This is a genomic window from Luteococcus struthionis (genome assembly GCF_048595755.1).
In the GTDB taxonomy this organism is placed as follows: domain Bacteria; phylum Actinomycetota; class Actinomycetes; order Propionibacteriales; family Propionibacteriaceae; genus Luteococcus.
On record NZ_CP184360.1, the window covers coordinates 1,269,889 to 1,287,315 of the forward strand.

The 17,427-nt window shown below is 69.1% G+C and carries 17 protein-coding genes; 9 read left to right on the top strand and 8 right to left on the bottom strand.

Features of this window, described 5'->3' with window-relative positions; genetic code table 11:
• Positions 1–75: 75 nt before the first annotated feature.
• The 3 genes from ACOAMO_RS05755 to ACOAMO_RS05765 all read right to left on the bottom strand — a co-directional run bounded on the left by ACOAMO_RS05755 (position 76) and on the right by ACOAMO_RS05765 (position 2,240).
• On the bottom strand, positions 76–762 hold the full coding sequence (locus ACOAMO_RS05755; RefSeq protein ID WP_420176632.1) for a response regulator transcription factor: 687 nt from the start codon (positions 760–762) through the stop codon (positions 76–78).
• 36 nt (positions 763–798) lie between these two features.
• Positions 799–1,299: a DUF6457 domain-containing protein gene (locus ACOAMO_RS05760; protein WP_420176633.1), complete on the bottom strand. Its 501-nt coding sequence runs from the start codon at positions 1,297–1,299 to the stop codon at positions 799–801.
• A 62-nt stretch (positions 1,300–1,361) separates the two neighbouring features.
• Positions 1,362–2,240, bottom strand: a complete 879-nt coding sequence (locus ACOAMO_RS05765) for an ATP-binding protein (RefSeq protein ID WP_420176634.1) — start codon at positions 2,238–2,240, stop codon at positions 1,362–1,364.
• A 118-nt stretch (positions 2,241–2,358) separates the two neighbouring features.
• Between ACOAMO_RS05765 and ACOAMO_RS05770 the strand changes: the two genes are divergently transcribed.
• The 9 genes from ACOAMO_RS05770 to ACOAMO_RS05810 all read left to right on the top strand — a co-directional run bounded on the left by ACOAMO_RS05770 (position 2,359) and on the right by ACOAMO_RS05810 (position 11,817).
• Positions 2,359–4,821 carry a DMSO/selenate family reductase complex A subunit gene (locus tag ACOAMO_RS05770; RefSeq protein WP_420176635.1) on the top strand — a complete coding sequence of 821 codons (2,463 nt, stop codon included), beginning with the start codon at positions 2,359–2,361 and terminating at the stop codon, positions 4,819–4,821.
• A gap of 11 nt (positions 4,822–4,832) precedes the next feature.
• Entirely contained in the window at positions 4,833–5,444 is a 612-nt protein-coding gene (locus tag ACOAMO_RS05775) for a DMSO/selenate family reductase complex B subunit (protein WP_420176636.1), read from the top strand.
• 1 nt (position 5,445) lies between these two features.
• A complete protein-coding gene (locus ACOAMO_RS05780) occupies positions 5,446–6,360 on the top strand; it encodes a dimethyl sulfoxide reductase anchor subunit family protein (protein WP_420176637.1) in 915 nt (304 codons plus the stop codon).
• Positions 6,357–7,004 carry a TorD/DmsD family molecular chaperone gene (locus ACOAMO_RS05785; protein WP_420176638.1) on the top strand — a complete coding sequence of 216 codons (648 nt, stop codon included), beginning with the start codon at positions 6,357–6,359 and terminating at the stop codon, positions 7,002–7,004. The genes ACOAMO_RS05780 and ACOAMO_RS05785 overlap by 4 nt, the downstream gene beginning before the upstream one ends.
• 109 nt (positions 7,005–7,113) lie before the next feature.
• Positions 7,114–7,914, top strand: a complete 801-nt coding sequence (locus ACOAMO_RS05790) for a 2-keto-4-pentenoate hydratase (protein ID WP_420176639.1) — start codon at positions 7,114–7,116, stop codon at positions 7,912–7,914.
• Positions 7,907–8,896 carry an acetaldehyde dehydrogenase (acetylating) gene (locus ACOAMO_RS05795; RefSeq protein WP_420176640.1) on the top strand — a complete coding sequence of 330 codons (990 nt, stop codon included), beginning with the start codon at positions 7,907–7,909 and terminating at the stop codon, positions 8,894–8,896. The genes ACOAMO_RS05790 and ACOAMO_RS05795 overlap by 8 nt, the downstream gene beginning before the upstream one ends.
• Entirely contained in the window at positions 8,893–9,915 is a 1,023-nt protein-coding gene (dmpG, locus tag ACOAMO_RS05800) for a 4-hydroxy-2-oxovalerate aldolase (protein ID WP_420176641.1), read from the top strand. Before ACOAMO_RS05795 ends, dmpG begins: the two co-directional genes overlap by 4 nt.
• An 84-nt stretch (positions 9,916–9,999) precedes the next feature.
• Entirely contained in the window at positions 10,000–10,941 is a 942-nt protein-coding gene (locus ACOAMO_RS05805) for a 3-carboxyethylcatechol 2,3-dioxygenase (protein ID WP_420176642.1), read from the top strand.
• A 42-nt stretch (positions 10,942–10,983) separates the two neighbouring features.
• On the top strand, positions 10,984–11,817 hold the full coding sequence (locus tag ACOAMO_RS05810) for an alpha/beta fold hydrolase (RefSeq protein WP_420176643.1): 834 nt from the start codon (positions 10,984–10,986) through the stop codon (positions 11,815–11,817).
• A gap of 76 nt (positions 11,818–11,893) precedes the next feature.
• Here ACOAMO_RS05810 and ACOAMO_RS05815 read toward each other — a convergent pair whose 3' ends face one another.
• From ACOAMO_RS05815 to ACOAMO_RS05835, 5 genes are read right to left on the bottom strand one after another with little or no spacing between them, the layout of a single operon-like run.
• The gene (locus tag ACOAMO_RS05815) at positions 11,894–13,120 is read right to left on the bottom strand and encodes an MFS transporter (RefSeq protein ID WP_420176644.1); all 1,227 of its coding nucleotides are present in this window, start codon (positions 13,118–13,120) and stop codon (positions 11,894–11,896) included.
• Entirely contained in the window at positions 13,117–14,475 is a 1,359-nt protein-coding gene (locus ACOAMO_RS05820) for a hypothetical protein (protein WP_420176645.1), read from the bottom strand. Before ACOAMO_RS05820 ends, ACOAMO_RS05815 begins: the two co-directional genes overlap by 4 nt.
• A gap of 29 nt (positions 14,476–14,504) precedes the next feature.
• Complete coding sequence (locus tag ACOAMO_RS05825) at positions 14,505–16,490, bottom strand: hypothetical protein (protein WP_420176646.1); 1,986 nt, start codon at positions 16,488–16,490, stop codon at positions 14,505–14,507.
• Entirely contained in the window at positions 16,487–16,933 is a 447-nt protein-coding gene (locus tag ACOAMO_RS05830; RefSeq protein WP_420176976.1) for a low molecular weight protein-tyrosine-phosphatase, read from the bottom strand. The genes ACOAMO_RS05825 and ACOAMO_RS05830 overlap by 4 nt, the downstream gene beginning before the upstream one ends.
• 8 nt (positions 16,934–16,941) lie before the next feature.
• The gene (locus ACOAMO_RS05835; protein ID WP_420176647.1) at positions 16,942–17,319 is read right to left on the bottom strand and encodes a phage holin family protein; all 378 of its coding nucleotides are present in this window, start codon (positions 17,317–17,319) and stop codon (positions 16,942–16,944) included.
• Positions 17,320–17,427 lie beyond the last annotated feature (108 nt).

Genomic DNA, 17,427 nt, shown 5'->3' on the forward strand with positions numbered 1-17,427 from the left:
TGAGCGGATCAAGGAGTTCACGTGTGGTGCCTGTCATGGGTCAGAGGGGCGTTCTTGGGGCGGGACCCCGGTGGATCACGGGGGAGTCTCGCGCAGCACGTAGCCGATGCCACGCACGGTGTGGATCAGCCGAGATTCGCCCTCTGCCTCGGTCTTGCGGCGCAGGTAGCCGATGTAGACCTCCAGCGAGTTCGCCGTGGTGGGGAAGTCGAAGCCCCACACCTCGTTGAGCAGCCAACCGCGTTCCAGCACGCGTCGCGGGTGCTCCATGAAGACCTGCAGCAGCGCGAACTCGGTGCGGGTGAGGCTGATCTTGCGCCCACCGCGGGAGACCTCGCGGGTCTGGGTGTCCAGGATCATGTCCTCGAAGACGAGGGTCTCGTTGCCCTTCTCCGTCTCGGGGCGCGAACGCCGGGTCAGGGCCCGCACCCGGGCCAGCAGCTCGTCGAGCGCGAAGGGCTTGACCATGTAGTCGTCGGCGCCGGCATCCAGGCCGTCGACGCGGTCACCGACGGCGTCACGGGCGGTCAGGATGAGGATCGGCACGTCATTGCCGGTCTGGCGCAGCATCCGGGTGGTCTCCAGCCCGTCGAGCCGCGGCATCATCACGTCCATGATGACCGCCTCGGCCTTCACGGCGGAGAGCTTCGCGAGGGCCTCCAGCCCGTCGGCCGCGGTGCTCACCTCATACCCGCTGTACTGCATGGAGCGGGCCAAGGAGTCGCGGACGGCCTGGTCGTCGTCAACCACGAGGATGTGCATGCGCCTAGCTTGCCACTTGCGGCGCCGGATTGCCTGTCAGGCGTCGGTGACCTGCTCCAGCGCCCGCATGATCCGCTCCAGCAGATCGGTCAACGATTCACCACTGCGAGTGTGGGCCAGGCCCAGCAGGTAGGTGGCGACCGGCGCCATCGGACGCACGCTGGCATGGGCGATGTGGCGGCCGATGCCGGGCAGCTCGTCCACCGGGACGTCGTCGACGTCGAGCCCGAGGGCGTCGCAGGCGCGTTGGGTGAAGGCGTGCCACTGGGCGGGGTCCTCGGCCTGTTCCGAATCGAGCGGTGTGCTGGGCACCACGTCGAGGAGCGCTTGCTGCAACTCGGCCCGGTCCGCCTCCGGGCGCTGCCCGATCGCCGCACCCCACAGGTAGCCGCCCACCGGCGCCATGGGTCGCAGGCCTGCCCGGGCGATGGCTCCCGCCACGTCGTGGATGGCGTCGACGTCCACGTCGTGGGCCGTCAGGCCGACACTGTCGTAGGCCCGGTGCAGGTGGGGTTCGAGGTTGAACTTGCTGGTCACGGGAAGACTCCTGTCATCCGGGGCTGGTGCTGGCGACACAGGGCGGTGCCACCTCGATCGAATCACAACCGACGGCCGTCGGGGCCACGGCCCAGCCGGTCGAGCACCTCGGGCGGCAGGTGCACCCCGAAGGGATCGGCGTTGCGTGCGCGGCAGTGCGGGCAGGTCTGGTCACCGTCGTCGGGAAAACGGCTGCGGCACCGCCGGCAGGTGGTGGTGTTCACCGTCGTCAGGGTGGTGGCGTCGGCCTCCAGGGCCGCCTGCCACGGCAGCGGGGCGGGGCTGCTGAGGGCCTGGGCGGGGCAGTGGGTGATGCAGGCGCGTTCCCCGTGGCACCGCGACGGGTCGTGCCTCAGGCTTGACAGACCACCGGCATGGGTGAGGCTGAGGGCATCGTGCGGGCAGGCCTGCACGCAGACCCCGCAGGCGATGCAGCCGGTGGCCTCCAGCGCCAGGGCCGGCGAGCTGACGGACGCGTCGTCCACCCCGGCCACGGCCAAGGACTCCAGCAGACGCTGGTGCGCGTCGCTTCCGGCCGGGTGCAGGGCGGGTTCGGCGCGGCGCAACCCGAGCGCGGAGCGGCGGCTCACCGGCGGACGCGCCACGTCGGCCAATGGTCCGGCGGGCAGGCCCTCGGGCACCTCCAGGCCGAGGCGCCCCTCACCCATCAGGCGCGCCAGGGCGGCCAGTTCGGGGCGTGCCCGGCCCGCACGGCAGTCGCCCAGGTCCAGGTGCAGGCCGCCCGCGGCCCGGGCCAGGTCGACGAGGCGATAGGCCTCGACGTGGGCCAGGCACTCGTCCAGCCGCACCGTGCGGGCCGGGTGCTGGCGTGGTGTGTGGTCGCACAGCACGACGGCGGGGCCGGGGTCGCGACGCAGCCAGGCCAGGACAGTGGCGTGGCGTGCGTCGGCCTGCCGCAGGAGCTCCGCCGGGTCTGTCATCAACCTTCCTCCGGGCCTCGTCGCGACGGTGGTGACAGGGACCCCTGTCACCCCGCAAATACTGCTTCACTAGGCTGGAAGCGTATCTTGCCGCCCCATCATGTTCGGGAGGAACCGCATGACCATCACTGACCAGCAGCTTGGCCCGGGATCGACGCGGCTCTCCCGTCGGCGTTTGATGCAGTGGACCGGAGCAGCCGCCGGAGCGGGCGCCTTGGTCTCCGCCCTGCCCGAGCAGGCCGCCAGCGACCCGGTGCACCTGAAGCAGGCCGATGGCATGCCCGACGCCGACCGCACCGTGTGGAGCGCCTGCATCGTCAACTGCGGCTCACGCTGCCCGCTGCGGCTGCAGGTCAAGGACGGCGTCGTGGTGCGGGTGCTGCCCGACAACACCGGCGACGACACCTTGGAGAACCGCCAGATCCGTGCCTGCGTGCGTGGCCGCAACATGCGCCAGCGCATCTACAACCCCGACCGCATCAAGAAGCCCCTCAAGCGCAAGGAGGGCACCAAGCGCGGCGAGGGACAGTGGGAGGAGATCAGTTGGGACGAGGCCTTCGACCTGTTCGCCGAGAAGCTCAAGCACACCTACGACAAGTACGGCCCCGAAGCCGTCTTCAAGGTCTACGGCTCCGGCGTGTGGAATGCCCATCTGGCCTACGGCGCCGGCTGGCAGCGGCTGTTCAATGCCATGGGCGGCCACCTGGGCTACTACAACAACTACTCCTACAGCCAGATCGGCGGCATCACCCGCTTCCACTACGGCAATCCCGACGAACAGGTCTCCAACTCCTTCGAGGACTCCATCAAGCACGGCCGGATGCTGGTGCTGTGGGGCAACAACCCGCAGGAGACCCGCATGTCGGGCGGCGGGCTCACCTATGTCTCGCTGGAGGCGGCCCGCAAGGCCGGCCTGAAGATCGTCGTGGTGGATCCGCGCCACTCCGATTCCGTCGCGGTGCTGGCCGACCAGTGGATCAGCCCCCGGCCCGGCACCGACGCGGCGCTGGTCAACGGCATCGTTCACCACCTGGTGAAGAACAACCTGCACGACCAGGCCTTCCTCGACAAGTACTGCGTCGGGTTCGACGAGGACCACATGCCCAAGGGCATCCCGGCCAACAACTCCTACCTGAGCTACATCATGGGCAAGGGCGAGGACGGCATCGAGAAGACCCCGGCCTGGGCGTCGAAGATCACCGGCGTGCCGGAGAAGACCATCATCGAGTTCGCGCTGGAACTGGGCCGCACCAAGCCGGTGAACATCACCCAGGGTTGGGGCCCGCAGCGCCACGCCAATGGTGAGAACCAGGCCCGCGCCATCTACACCCTGGCCAATGTGCTCGGTCAGGTGGGCATCCCCGGCGGCGGCACCGGGGGCCGCGAGGGCAACTACTGGCCGCTGACGGCCTGGCTGCCCGACGGTGACAACCCGTGCAAGGCCTCGATCAGCAACTTCGCGTGGAGCGAGGCGATCGTGCGCGGCGAGGAGATGACCGACGTCAAGGACGGCGTGCGCGGCGTCAAGAAGCTCAGCACCGGCATCAAGTTCCTGCTGGAGTACGGCGGCAACATGCTGGGCAGCCAGCATGCCGACCTGAACAAGCTGCGTGAGATCCTGCAGGACGAGTCCAAGTGCGAGTTCATCGTCACCGTCGACAACCAGATGTCCACCTCGGCGGATCTCTCCGACCTGGTGCTGCCCGACACCACCACCGCCGAGCGCTGGGACCTGGTGCCCAGCGAGTACTGCGGTGACACCGCCTACCTGATCGCCTGCGAGAAGGCCATCGAACCACTGCACGACTCCAAGCCGGCCTACGAGATGGTCACCGAGATCGCCAAGCGGCTGGGCGTGGAGCAGAAGGTCACCGAGGGCCGCGACCTGCGGGGCTGGGCGCAGTACCTGCAGGACGAGGTGAACGTGAAGGCCGTGCCCGGCATGCCCAAGTTCGAGGAGATGCTCAAGAAGGGCGTGCACCGCTACCGCAACCCCGAGGGCACCACCGTCGCGCTGAAGGACTTTCGCGCCGATCCCGAGAAGAACCCGCTCGAGACGCCCACCGGCAAGATCGAGATCTTCTCCGAGGAGTTGTGGAACATGGCCAAGACCTGGGAGTTCCCCGACGCGAAGAAGGGCGACGTGATCACCGCACTGCCGGTGCACGTCGACACCTGGGAGGGCGCCATGGAGGCGCTGTCCAATGACAAGTACCCGCTGCAGCTGATCGGCCACCACTACAAGCAGCGCGTCCACTCCACCTACGGCAACCTGTCCAACCTGCAGGAGGCCCACCCGCAGGCGGTGTGGATCAGCATCCCCGATGCCGAGAGGCGCGGCATCAAGAACGGCGACATGGTGGAGATCTTCAACGACCGTGGCCGGGTGCAGATCCCGGCCAAGGTGACGGCACGCATCATGCCCGGCGTCGCCTCACTGCCGCAGGGCGCCTGGACCGACTTCGATGCCGACGGCGTCGACCACGGTGGCGCGGTCAATGTGCTCACCTCGCTGCACTGGACCCCGGTCTCCAAGGGCAACTGCCAGCACACCACCCTGGTGCAGATCGAGAAGGCCTGAGAGGACGGATCATGGAAGGCTTCTACTTCGACCAGTCGGCCTGCAATGGCTGCAAGGCCTGCGCCATCGCGTGCAAGGACAAGCACGACCTGCCCATCGGCGTGCAGTGGCGCCGGGTGATCGAATACACCGGCGGCAGCTGGGTGCAGCAGGGCGACACCTACGAACCCAAGGTGTTCAGCTACTACACCTCGATCTCGTGCAATCACTGCGAGGACCCGATCTGCGCGGAGGTGTGCCCCACCACCGCCATGACCATCCGCGACGACGGCACGGTCTACGTCGATCCCAAGAAGTGCATCGGCTGCAAGTACTGCGCGATGGCCTGCCCGTACAGCGCTCCGCAGTTCAACCCCGAGAAGGGGGTCATGACCAAGTGCGACGGCTGCAAGGACTACCGCGACGCCGGGCAGGAGCCCGCCTGCGTGGCCGCCTGCCCCTCGCGCGCGCTGGAGTGGGGTGACGTGGCCGAGCTGGCCAAGAAGCACAACAGTGACGTGCGGTCCGTGGAACCGCTGCCCGACCCCGAGATCACCCGCCCCAACCTGGTGATCACCCCGCACCGCGACGCCCAGCCCCCGGGCCAGGGCACCGGCGAGATCGCGAACCCCGAGGAGATCTGACATGTGGCACGAACTTCCGCTGGTGATCTTCACCATCTGCGCCCAGATGTCGGTGGGCTCCTTCATCGTGCTCGGCATCATCCACCTGGCCGGCCTGAAGGTGCCGCAGAAGACGATGGACAAGGTGACCGACCCGGCGCTGTATGCCATCGGTCCGCTGCTGGTGCTGGGCCTGGCCGCCTCGACGATGCACCTGGGCAAGCCGCTGCGCGCCCCCAATGCCCTGCTGCACCTGGGCTCCAGCTGGCTCTCGCGCGAGATCGTCGCCGGCATGGCCTTCGCCGCGCTGGGCGCCGCCTTTGCCATCTGCCAGTGGTTCAAGCTGCTCAACCACCGGCTGCGCCAGGTGCTGGCCGGGCTGACCGCGGTGGTGGGCATCTTCCTGGTCTTCGCCATCAGCAAGGTCTACTCGCTGCGCACCGTGCCCGCCTGGGCGACGGTGCACACCCCGATCGCCTTCTACATCACCACGCTCCTGTTGGGCGGCCTGGCGGTGGCCGCCGCGCTGCTGGTGGTCTACCGCATCCGTCGCGGCCGCTCCGAGCCCGATCCCGAGGCCGACGCCCTGCTCACCCAGACGGTGCGCGCCATCTCGCTGGCCGGCGTGGTGCTGATCGCGGTGCGCTTCTTCGAACGCGTCAGCTACTACGCCTTCCTGGGTGGGCACTCCTCGCCGGCGGCGCGTCGCTCGCTGGAGATCCTGGGCGGCGAGCTGGGTGGCTGGCGCACGGCGCAGGCCCTGCTACTGGCCGCCGCACTACTGTGCCTGGCCTACCTGCTGTTCAAGCTGGTGGCGCGGGTGGACAGCTACCAGTTCCTGCCCGCGCTGGGCGTGGTGGCCTTCGCCCTGGCCTTCGTCGGTGAGTTCATCGGCCGCCTGATGTTCTACGGCTCGATGGTGCGGGTGGGCACGTGAGGTCCCTCGACGAGCTGGCCTGCGCCGGTGCGGTGCTGCGCGTGCTGTCCGGCCTGATGGCCGGGCCGCCCGACGAGCAGAGACTTGCCACCCTGCGCGACCCGCAGTGGTTGGAGCAGTGGCCCATGGCCCGCACCGACGTCTGCCGCGCCGGCCTGCACCTGCTGGAACGCAGCGCGCAGGAAGGCGAGGACGCCACCCTGGTTGCCCAGGACCACGCCCGTCTGGTGGGAGGGCCAGGGCGGGTGGCGGTGCACCCCTACGAATCGGTGCACCGTTCGGTCGAGGGGCTGCTCTTCGAGCAGGAGACCCTGGAGGTTCGTGCCGCCTACGCCGAGTTCGGGCTGGCCGCGCCCGACAAGAACCGTTCCCCCGACGACCACATCAGCCTGGAGCTGGAGTTCGTCGCCACGCTCGCCGAGCGCGCCCTGGACGCCGAGGGCGAGGAGCTCGAGCGTCTGGTGGTTGGTTTCGACCGCTTCCTGGCCGAGCACCTGTTCCAGTGGGCCCCGAACTTCTTCGACACCCTGGGCCGCGCGGCGCAGACCCACTTCCACCACGGGGTGGCCCTGCTCGGGGTGGACACCCTGGTCCAGCTCGGGGCGGGCCGTACGGCTCCCGCACAGGGGGCGCCGCAGGGCTGAGGCAGCACGGGAGTGCCTTGTCGGGCGACGTTCCGGTGGGCGGACCGCACGTGCCAATCGATGGAACGGGGCGTTGAACGCTCGCTCAAACCAGAGGACTCTGGTGAATGTGACGAACAACACAGACAATGCTGTCGGTCGGTTGTTGACCGCCTCCCAGACCCGCGTCCCCTGCGCCCCCGTCCGTGACCTGATCGGCCGCGACGATGTCGAGGCCGCCTATGCGGTGCAGGAGAAGATCACCGAGGCCCGGGTGGCCGCCGGTGCCCGCATCGTCGGCCGCAAGATCGGCCTGACCTCCGTGGCCGTGCAGCAGCAGCTCGGCGTCGACCAGCCCGACTTCGGCGTGCTGTTCGACGACATGGTCTTCCAGGACGGCCAGACCATCCCCGCCGACACCTTCATGCAGCCCAAGGTGGAGGCCGAGGTGGCCTTCGTCCTTGGCAAGGATCTGGCCGAGGGCGAACTCGACATGGCCCAGATCCGCGACGCCGTCGCGGAGGTGCGCGCCGCCATCGAGATCTGCGACTCCCGCATCGAGAACTGGGACATCAGCTTCGGTGACACCGTCGCCGACAATGCCTCGGCCGGTGCCTACGTGCTGGGCACCACCAGCCTCACCCTGGACGAGGTGGAGCCGCGCGAGGTGACCATGACCATGACCGTCACCGGCCAGGAGGACTCGGTGGGCACTGGCGAGGCCTGCCTGGGCGATCCGTTGAACGCGCTGCAGTGGCTGGCCGTCAAGAGCCGTGAGCTGGGCAGCCCGCTCACCGCCGGTCAGGTCATTCTCTCCGGGGCCCTGGGCCCCATGCGTCCCGTGGCACCCGGTGCCCGGGCCGTCACCACCATCAGCAAGCTCGGCGAGGTCTCGCTGGGCTTCGGCGAGGAAGCAGGCAGTAATGACTGACGTGACCAATCCCGATCCGCACGGCCGCGGTGACGGCCCCCGCGTGAAGGTGGCCATCATCGGCTCGGGCAACATCGGCACCGACCTGATGATCAAGGTGCTGCGCAATTCCGAGTACCTCGAGATGGGTGCCATGGTTGGCATCGATCCCGCCTCCGACGGGCTGGCCCGCGCCGAGCGCATGGGCGTGCCGACCATCTCCAACGGCGTCGACGGCCTGGTGGAGATGGATGGCTTCGAGGACATCAAGATCGTCTTCGACGCCACGAGCGCCAAGGCCCACGAGTACAACTCCAGCAAGCTGGCCCCGCACGGCATCCACCAGATCGACCTGACCCCCGCCGCTCTCGGCCCCTACGTGGTGCCCGCGGTGAACCTGGACGAGAACCTGGACGCGATGGACGTCAACATGGTCACCTGCGGTGGCCAGGCCACCATCCCGGTGGTGGCCGCCATCAGCCGCGTCACCCCGGTGCTCTACGGCGAGATCGTCGCCTCGATCGCCAGCAAGTCGGCCGGCCCCGGCACCCGCGCCAACATCGACGAGTTCACCGAGACCACCTCGGCGGCCATCGAGGCGATCGGCGGCGCCAAGAAGGGCAAGGCCATCATCATCCTCAACCCGGCCGAGCCGCCGATGATGATGCGTGACACCGTCCTGGCCCTGGTGAAGGCCCCCGACCCGGCCACCCAGGACCAGATCCGCGAATCGGTCACCACCATGGTCGCCGAGGTTGCCAAGTACGTCCCCGGCTACCGCCTCAAGCAGGACGTGCAGATCATGCCCGTCGACGACGACGCCCCGGTGCACACGCTCACCGGTGACGACAGCGAGCGTCCGACCCACCAGGTGTCGGTCTTCCTCGAGGTCGAGGGTGCCGCCCACTACCTGCCGGCCTACGCCGGAAACCTCGACATCATGACGTCGGCCGCCATGCGCGTCGGCGACCGGATGGCTGCCCGAAAGGTGATCCAGGCATGAGCAAGAAGATCTTCGTCCAGGACGTGACGCTGCGCGACGGCATGCACGCCGTGCGCCACCGCATGACTCCCGACAACATCAAGGCCATTGTCAAGGCCCTCGACGAGGCCGGAGTCGACGCCATCGAGGTGGCACACGGCGACGGCCTGGCCGGCGGTTCGCTGAACTACGGCCCCGGTTCCAACACCGACTGGGAGTGGATCGAGGCGGCGGCCGAGGTGCTGCAGAATGCCCGTCTCACCACCCTGCTGCTGCCCGGCGTCGGCACGCTGGAGGAGCTGCACAAGGCCTACGAGCTGGGTGTTCGTTCGGTGCGCGTGGCCACCCACTGCACCGAGGCCGACATCTCGGCGCAGCACATCGCCGCCGCTCGTGAGATCGGCATGGACGTCTCCGGCTTCCTGATGCTCAGCCACATGGCCGAGCCCGCGCAGCTGGCCGAGCAGGCCAAGCTGATGGAGAGCTACGGCGCCCACTGCGTCTACGTCACCGACTCGGGCGGCCGCATGACCATGACCGACGTCGTCGATCGGATCAAGGCCTACCGCGACGTGCTGGACGACAAGACCGAGATCGGCATCCACGCCCACGAGAACCTGTCGCTGTCGGTGGCCAACTCCGTCGTGGCCGTCGAGAACGGGGTCTACCGTGTCGACGCGTCGCTGGCCGGCCAGGGCGCCGGTGCCGGCAACTGCCCGATCGAGCCCTTCATCGCGGTGGCCAACCTGTACGGCTTCGAGCACGGCTGTGACCTGTTCAAGTTGCAGGATGCTGCTGACGACCTGGTTCGTCCGCTGCAGGACCGCCCGGTGCGCGTCGACCGCGAGACCCTCAGCCTGGGCTACGCCGGCGTGTACTCGTCCTTCCTGCGCCATGCGGAGATCGCCTCCAAGCGCTACGGCGTCGACGTGCGCGAGATCCTGCTGGAGTGCGGTGAGCGTCGTCTCGTTGGCGGCCAGGAGGACATGATCGTCGACGTGGCACTCGACCTGGTGAAGAAGAAGGGCCAGCAGGCCTGACAGTCCAACCGGTGCCCCGGGACCCAGCGCAGGGTTCCGGGGCGCAACCACACCGGCCTGGCGGCCGGACTCAGGAGGAAAACAATGCCCGCAGCACTCGTGGCGATGTCGCATTCGCCGCTGATCGGCTTCGTCGACGTCCCCGAAGAACTCAAGACCGAACTCGACGGCGTCTTCGACACCGCCCGCAGCTTCGTCAAGGACTTCGATCCGACGCTGATCATCAACTTTGCCCCCGACCACTACAACGGCTTCTTCTACGACACCATGCCGCCCTTCTGCGTCGGTCTGCGCGGCTTCGGGCTGGGTGACTACGACACCGCGGTGGGCGACCTGGACGTTCCCACCGAGAAGGCCGAGTCGCTGGTCAGCTTCGTCCAGGACCAGGACATCGACATGACGATGTCGCGCTACATGGGGCTGGACCACGGCGCCGTGCAGCCGATGGAGATCCTGTTCGGTGGCATCGACACCGTCCCCACCATCCCGGTCTTCGTCAATGGTGTGGCGGGCCCCTTCGTGCCGATGCGTCGCATCCGCGCCATGGGGCAGGCCATCGGCCGGTGGGCCGCCGACCAGGACGAGCGGGTGTTGCTGATCGCCTCGGGCGGTCTCTCGCACGATCCGCCGGTGCCGCAGTGGGCCACCGCCAGCGAGGACGTCCGCAAGTTCCTGCTGGACGGCCGCAATCCCACCCCGGAGGCCCGCCAGGCCCGCCAGGAGCGGGTCATCAATGCCGCCAAGGACTTCGTCGAGGGCAAGGCCACCATTCGCGACCTGAATCCTGAGTGGGACCAGAACTTCATGAAGATGTGCGCCGAGCACGACATCGCCGGGCTGGACGCGCTGACCGTCGACGAGATGGTGCGCGATGCCGGCAACTCCTCGCACGAGGTGCGCACCTGGGTGAGCGCCTTCAGCGCCTTTGGAGCCATCGGAGACTACAAGGTTGACTACCAGTACTACCGCGAGATCAAGCACTACATCGCCGGTTTCGGCGTGATGACTGCCACGCAGCAGGCCTGACCTCCAGAGCCCTGCAGAGTTTCTCAAGAAGGGAACGAATCGATGGAAATCACCTACGACTCCACCTCCAAGATGGTCAAGACCCGTCGTTGGAACATCCACATCAACGAGGCTGGCTCGGGTGACAAGGTCATCTTCATGCTGCACGGCTCCGGCCCCGGCGCCACCGGCTGGAGCAACTTCAGCAAGAACATCCCCGCCCTGGCCGAGCAGTACCGCGTCATCGCCGTCGACATGCCCGGTTGGGGCGAGTCCGATCCGGTGACCTACCAGGAGCGCGACCACTCGACCGCTCTGGCCGACCTGATGGACGAGCTGGGCGTCGACAAGGCCGCCGCCGTGATCGGCAACTCGATGGGCGGCGGCACCACCGTGCGCTTCGGCTACGAGCACCCCGAGCGCGTCGAGAAGCTCATCACCATGGGCTCCAGCTCCGGCAGCTCGTCGCTCTTCGGTGCGGCCGGCTTCACCGAGGGCCTGAAGATCCTGCAGAAGGGTTACCGTGAGCCCTCCTTCGAGACCATGCGCGAGCTGGTCGACATCATGACCTTCGACAGCTCCTTCGCCACCGACGAGCTGATCCAGGGCCGTGCAGACATGGTGAAGGCCCACCCCGAGCACAACCAGAACTTCATCGACGGCACCGGCAAGCGCGCCGTCGTGGAGCTGGACTTTGCCAAGGTGCGCACCATCAAGGCCCCGGCGCTGCTCTTCCACGGCCGCGACGACCGCGTCGTGCCCTTCGAGCACTCGCTGCGCCTCACCTCGCTGATCCCCGATTCGCGTCTGGTGCTCATCAACCGCTGCGGCCACTGGCTGCAGATCGAGCACACCGAGGAGTTCAACCGCCAGGTGCTCAGCTTCCTGGCCAACTGATCACGGCCCCGCCAGGGGCGGGTCTGAATCCCACCAAGTGAGGGTGTTTCGCACTGATGATCGGTGCGAGACACCCTCACTTCGTGTTGGACCGACGGGTTGTGCGGCCGGCGAGCAGCACCAGCGCCAGGGCGGTGAGGACCAGGCCGCCCGTGAGCACCGTCACCCCGGGCCAGGCCCAACCGCTCCACGCCCAGCCGGCGGCGGTGCCGGCCGTGGAACTGCCCAGGTAGTAGGCGAAGAGGTAGAGCGAGGCGGCCTGCCCGGTGCCCAACCCGTTGTGCACGGCATTGGCCGAGACCCAGCCGCTGGCCACCCCGTGCGCCGCGAAGAAACCCACCGAGACCAGCGAGAGCCCCAGCACCACCAACGGCAGCGGGCCCGCGGCGGTCAGTGCGATCCCGGCCAGGTGCAGCGTCAGGCCGCCCAGCAGGACGGTGCGCGAGCCGTGCTCCTCGGTGGCCCGTCCGGCGCGGGCCGAACTCCACGAGCCCAGCGCGTAGACCAGGAAGACCAGTCCGGCCACGCCCACCGAGAGGTCATAGGGCGGAGCCGCCAGCCGGAAGCCCATCGCGTTGAAGCCGGCGACGAAGGCCCCCATTCCCAGGAAGGCAACGGCCATCAGCGCCAGCTGCACCCGATTGCCCAGCAGGGCCAGGGTCTTGCTGGTGAGGACCCTGGGCGAGAGGGGCTGGGGGACGAAGTGTTGGGAACGGGGCAGCAGACGCCACACCGCCAGCGCGCAGGCGAGCGCCAGCAGGCCGATGCCCGCGATGGCGGCTCGCCACCCGAACAGGTCGGCCAGTGCCCCGGTGACCAGCCGGCCCGACATGCCGCCCAGCGCCGTGCCACCGATGTAGAGGCCGGTGGCGCGGCTGGCCGCCGCGGCGTGGATCTCCTCACGCAGGTAGGCGACGGCGACGGCCGGCAGGCCCGCCACGCACACCCCCAGCAGAGCACGAGCCGCCAGCAGCATCGTCCAGGTGGGGCTGAAGGCACTCAGCAGGGTGAGCAGCGCCGTCGCGAACAGGCTTGCCAGCATGACATTGGTGCGTCCGATCGCATCCGAGATCGGCCCCAGGAAGAGCAGTGCGATGCCGAGCGTGAGCGTGGTGGCCGAGACCGACAGCGCCGTTTGTGTGGGGGACAGGGAGAAGACCTGCGCCAGCAGCGGCAGCAGTGGCTGGGTGCAGTAGAGGGTGGCGAAGGTGACCAGCCCGGCCAGGAAGAGCGCCACCGTCGTGTTGCGGTAGGCGCGCTGTCCTGGTTGGTGACCGGGGCCGGGGCTGGCGGTCTGGATCACTCCCGTGGCTGATCGTCTTCCGTGGCGGCAGGCTCGTCGAGGACCGGCTTGGTCTGCATCACGACCGGCTCGTCGTCGGAGGTGGGCTCGTCATCGGAGGCGGGCTCGTCCGGCAGCTCCTGCTGTGCGGCCTCGATCTGGCCCTGCGGGACGCCCGCCTCGATCTGCGAGGGAGCCTTGGTGGGCTCGATCTCACGCGGGGTAACCGGCTCGGCCTGCTCCTGCGGCTTCTCCTGCACGGGGGCTGCTTCGGGAGCATCCTCCTCGGGTTCCGGCTGTTCCGGCTCGGACTGGGTCTGGACTTCTTCGGGAGCGTCCTCTTGCGACTCGTCCTGTTCCGATTCCGACTGGGCCTGGGCCTCGGCCTTCTCGGCGGCGATCCTGGCCCGTTCGGCCTCGCGGGCCTGCCGTTCGGCCTCCTCCGCCTCCAACCTCTCGCGTTCCAGGCGCACCTGCTCGGCGCGGCGCTCCGCTTCGGCCTGCTGCCGGGCGGCGCGTTCCTGGGCTGCGATGCGTTCCTGCACGGCCTTCTCGGCAGCGGCCTTCTCGGCGGCCTCGCGACGGGCCGCCTCCTCGCGTGCGGCGGCCTCCTTCTCGGCCGCGATGAAGCCCTCGTGCCGCTCCAGCTCCGCAGCGCTCGACTCGTGGCGCACGACGCAGACACCGGATTCGCGGGTCAGCCAGTGCACTCGCTGGCTGCCCTCGACGGTGGTGCGGCCGCTCACCGGATCCACCACCAGGCAGGTGCCCTCGTCGATGCTGACGACGGTGCCCACCTCGCCCTTCTCCAGCGCGGCCAGCCCGGGTCCCAGACCGGCGACGTCGCCGTGGACCTCCACCGACGGGCCGATCAGGGCCAACCCCTCGCGCAGCTCGAGCTCCTCGAGTCCCTCGCCCCAGATCTCCGGGGCAATCTGGCGGCCACGGAACTTCCAGCCGCCCACCAGGGTGCGCTTGCCCACCACCGCGGCTCCGGCGGAATACCCCAGGTAGGGAACCCCGCGGCGCACCAGCTTGGCGATCAGGTCGCGATGGGGACGCAGGGCGTCCAGGTAACCGGGGGTCCAGCCACCGGCCACCACCACACCGGCCAGCTCGTGGGGTTGCTCGGGCCAGGCCGTGGTGTTCTGTGCCGGCTCGGGCTCGTCGTCCAGCCAGACGGGGACGATCTGCGCCTCGGGCCAGCGCGAGGTGATCGCCTCGGCATAGGTCGCCAGGTGTTGGCCAGCCTCTTCCTCGGTGCCCAGCAGGGCCACCGCGACGCGAGTGCCCCGCTTCTTTGCGGACTCGACGAATTGGTCGTGGACGCTGTCGAGGGTGTCGGACGGGCCGCTTCCCACCAGGAACATGGTCATGGGGCCAGCCTAGCCAGCCACGCGGCAGATCAGCAGGCCACCGGGCCCCTGCCGCCATGATCAGTGGCAGCGGGCCAGCCGTGCGGGGCGAACAGGGTGGAGCGTTCCCGACGCAGCAGCTGCACCGTCCACCGGGCATCGGCTTGCACCCTTGGGTTGGTGGGATCGGCGGTGCCCTCGCTGACCTTGCGCAGCAGCGGGATGGCGCATTCGGTGACCAAGGCGCTCCAGTGCTGCTGCACACCGGAGCTCATCTGCAGGCGGGTGGCAGCCTCGCGCAGCTGGCTGGCGGTGCGGGCCGCGTCGGCCTCCTGGGTGGCCGACGAGCGCGCCACCCACAAGACCAACAGGGTGATGATCACGTCACCGGCGCCGGTGATGACCAGGAAGGAGTGGTCCCACAGCGTCATCAGGCCGTCGTAGCGCACGGCGATGCCGAGGAGTTGGATCGCCGCCCAGACGGTGGTGATGAGGGTGCCGACGCTGAGCCGGGTGGACAGCACCACCAGGTGAACCAGGGCGGAGGCTCCCCAGGCGGTCCACAGCGGTGAGTCGTAGTAGGGGCTCTGGGGCGCCATCCACAGGTTTGTCAGCCAGACCAGCACGGCCAGTCCCACCAGGGTCAGCAGGGCGGGCAGCGGCAGCGCCCGCCGGCGCAGCACGACGGCGGTGGCCACGCCCACCACCAGCAGCACCAGGCCGCAGACCAGCGCGGCGAGGGGATTGGAGACCCGGGCCATCGCAAAGGGGGTCATCAGGGCCCCGGTGGTCAGGGTGGGCCACGCGGTGCGGGTGAGCTTGCGGCGCACCAGCTGGTTGGGGGCTGCCGCCCAGGCCGCGGGGCCGCTGCGCTCCACACGGGGCCAGCGCAGGGTCAGCTCGGAGCCGCCGTCGGCGTGGGCGGTGACGCTGGCCTGGCCACCGACGTCGTCCATCCGCTGGAAGATCTCGTGTCCGTGGCCCAGACGTTCCAGCATCTGGCGCGGGTCGGCGTCGGGATTGACCACCACGACGCTGTTGCGGTCGCCCTGCTGTCGCACGGTGACGTGGGCGCTGCCGGCCGGTTGACCGAGCCCCACCAGGTAGGTCTCGGTGGCGTCGGCCATCGCCTCGGCCAGGGCGGTGGGAACCGGGCTGGTGGCGCCGCTGACCCGCAGATCCACCCTGTGCAGCGCCGGGTTGGTCTGGATCATCGTCTCGATCTGCGCGGTGCGTCGGCGGTTCACGGCCTGCTGGACCCGGTGCCAGGCCACCCGTGCCGCCTCCTGGGCCCCCTGCGGGTCGTCACCCTCGCCCAGCCGGCGCAGCGCGGGCAGCAGCTGCCCGTCGAGCAGCTGGTCGGCGGCCTGCTGGCCCAGGTCCTCGGTCTCCAGTCGGCGCTTGTCCTGGGCCGCGCTGTGGCTGCGTTCGACGGCCAGGCTGCGGGCCCGGTCGATGGCGATGATCGCGTCGCCGAACAGCAGCACCAGCAGCACCGGGTGGATGATCCACAGGTGGTCGGCCAGGTCTGCCAAGTGGTTGGTCCCGACGAAGCGGTACTGCACCAGCATCATCGCCACGGCGGCGAAGCCGGCGAAGGTGCAGTAGTCGCGGCGGCGGCGCGAGCGCATCGACAGCGCCACCAGGGGGAAGATCCAGTAGCCGGGCACCAGCAGGCGAGCCGCGTCGAAGCCATTGGTGTGGCGCATCATCAGGGCCACGCCGCCGCACAGCGCGACCAGCAGGACCCACGGGCTGGCCCGGTGGTGGCGGGGCAGCAGCAGCGCCACGGCGGCCAGCAACTGCGAGGCCAGCAGCAGGCCCAGCCCCGGGCCGGCCGCCGCGCTGGCCTGGTGGAAGGCGAGCGCGAAGGGCACGGTCTCGGTGGAAAGGCTCAGCACCAGCGAGGCCACGCCGAGCACGCGCAGCGCCGTCGTGGTGGCGCGCCCCTGGTCAGCCGCGCGGGCGTGGCGCAGCGACTCGTCGGTGGCGTGACGGGGGATCACCGACGCGGGTGGGGCGGCAGGGCTGGTCATGCGAGGTGGCGCACCTCGTCGAGGATCGCGGGGACGGCCCGCTCGATGGCGGCCAGGGTGTCGTGGAAACCATCCATGCCGCCGTACCAGGGGTCGGGCAGCGGATCGCCGGGCGTGGCCTGCGGATCGAAGTCACTGAACAGTCGAATGTTCTGGGCCTCGGGCGCCAGGCGACGCATCCGTTCCAGGTGGCGCTGCTCCGCGGCGATCACCAGGTCTGCCTCGCGGATCTCGGCCGCGGTGATCTGGTGCGCGCTGTGGTTGGCGGTCTCGTAACCGGCCTCGCGCAGCACCTCGACGGCGCGGGGGTCGATCGGATTGCCCAACTCCTCGGTGCTGACCCCGGCCGAGGTGATCTCGACGTCGATGCCCGCCTCGGCGGCCTCGGCCCGGGCGACGCGCTCGAGCATGGGCGAGCGGCAGATGTTGCCGTGGCAGACCATCACGACCTTCACCGTCGGGCCTCCTTGTCCTGCAGCAGACCTGCCACCGCGCCACTGACCAGGCTGATCAGCAGCGATCCGATGAAGGCCGCGCCCCAACCGGTCACCTGCCAGGGCTGGTCGAACAGCCCCGCCGCCCAACTGGTGAGCATCAGCATGCAGGCGTTGACCACCCACAGGAAGAGCCCCAGGGTGAGCACCACCAAGGGGAAGGAGAAGAACTTCAGGACGGGCTTGACCAGGGCATTCAGCAGGCCGAACAAGGCGGCGACGACGATGATGGTCAGCACGCGCTGCGGCAGCGGACCTGCTTCGATCAGGATCCCGGGAACCAGCGCGGTGGCCAGTGCCAGCGCGATCGCATTGGCAACCAGACGAATCAGCATGGGTCCAGATTGCCATGCGGTGGTGCCTGTCCCGTCCCCTGACCGAGGCAGCATCGTCGTCTTGATGCGCGAGGGGCTCCCCACCTCGGCCCTGCGGCTGGAAGAATG

What these genes read in the sequence shown, in the direction of transcription:
- ACOAMO_RS05755 (WP_420176632.1), bottom strand. Translation starts at nt 762, where the DNA reads ATGCACATCCTCGTGGTTGACGACGACCAGGCCGTCCGCGACTCCTTG.
- ACOAMO_RS05765 (WP_420176634.1), bottom strand. Translation starts at nt 2,240, where the DNA reads ATGACAGACCCGGCGGAGCTCCTGCGGCAGGCCGACGCACGCCACGCC.
- ACOAMO_RS05770 (WP_420176635.1), top strand. Translation starts at nt 2,359, where the DNA reads ATGACCATCACTGACCAGCAGCTTGGCCCGGGATCGACGCGGCTCTCC.
- ACOAMO_RS05775 (WP_420176636.1), top strand. Translation starts at nt 4,833, where the DNA reads ATGGAAGGCTTCTACTTCGACCAGTCGGCCTGCAATGGCTGCAAGGCC.
- ACOAMO_RS05780 (WP_420176637.1), top strand. Translation starts at nt 5,446, where the DNA reads ATGTGGCACGAACTTCCGCTGGTGATCTTCACCATCTGCGCCCAGATG.
- ACOAMO_RS05795 (WP_420176640.1), top strand. Translation starts at nt 7,907, where the DNA reads ATGACTGACGTGACCAATCCCGATCCGCACGGCCGCGGTGACGGCCCC.
- dmpG (WP_420176641.1), top strand. Translation starts at nt 8,893, where the DNA reads ATGAGCAAGAAGATCTTCGTCCAGGACGTGACGCTGCGCGACGGCATG.
- ACOAMO_RS05805 (WP_420176642.1), top strand. Translation starts at nt 10,000, where the DNA reads ATGCCCGCAGCACTCGTGGCGATGTCGCATTCGCCGCTGATCGGCTTC.
- ACOAMO_RS05810 (WP_420176643.1), top strand. Translation starts at nt 10,984, where the DNA reads ATGGAAATCACCTACGACTCCACCTCCAAGATGGTCAAGACCCGTCGT.
- ACOAMO_RS05820 (WP_420176645.1), bottom strand. Translation starts at nt 14,475, where the DNA reads ATGACCATGTTCCTGGTGGGAAGCGGCCCGTCCGACACCCTCGACAGC.
- ACOAMO_RS05825 (WP_420176646.1), bottom strand. Translation starts at nt 16,490, where the DNA reads ATGACCAGCCCTGCCGCCCCACCCGCGTCGGTGATCCCCCGTCACGCC.
- ACOAMO_RS05830 (WP_420176976.1), bottom strand. Translation starts at nt 16,933, where the DNA reads ATGGTCTGCCACGGCAACATCTGCCGCTCGCCCATGCTCGAGCGCGTC.
- ACOAMO_RS05835 (WP_420176647.1), bottom strand. Translation starts at nt 17,319, where the DNA reads ATGCTGATTCGTCTGGTTGCCAATGCGATCGCGCTGGCACTGGCCACC.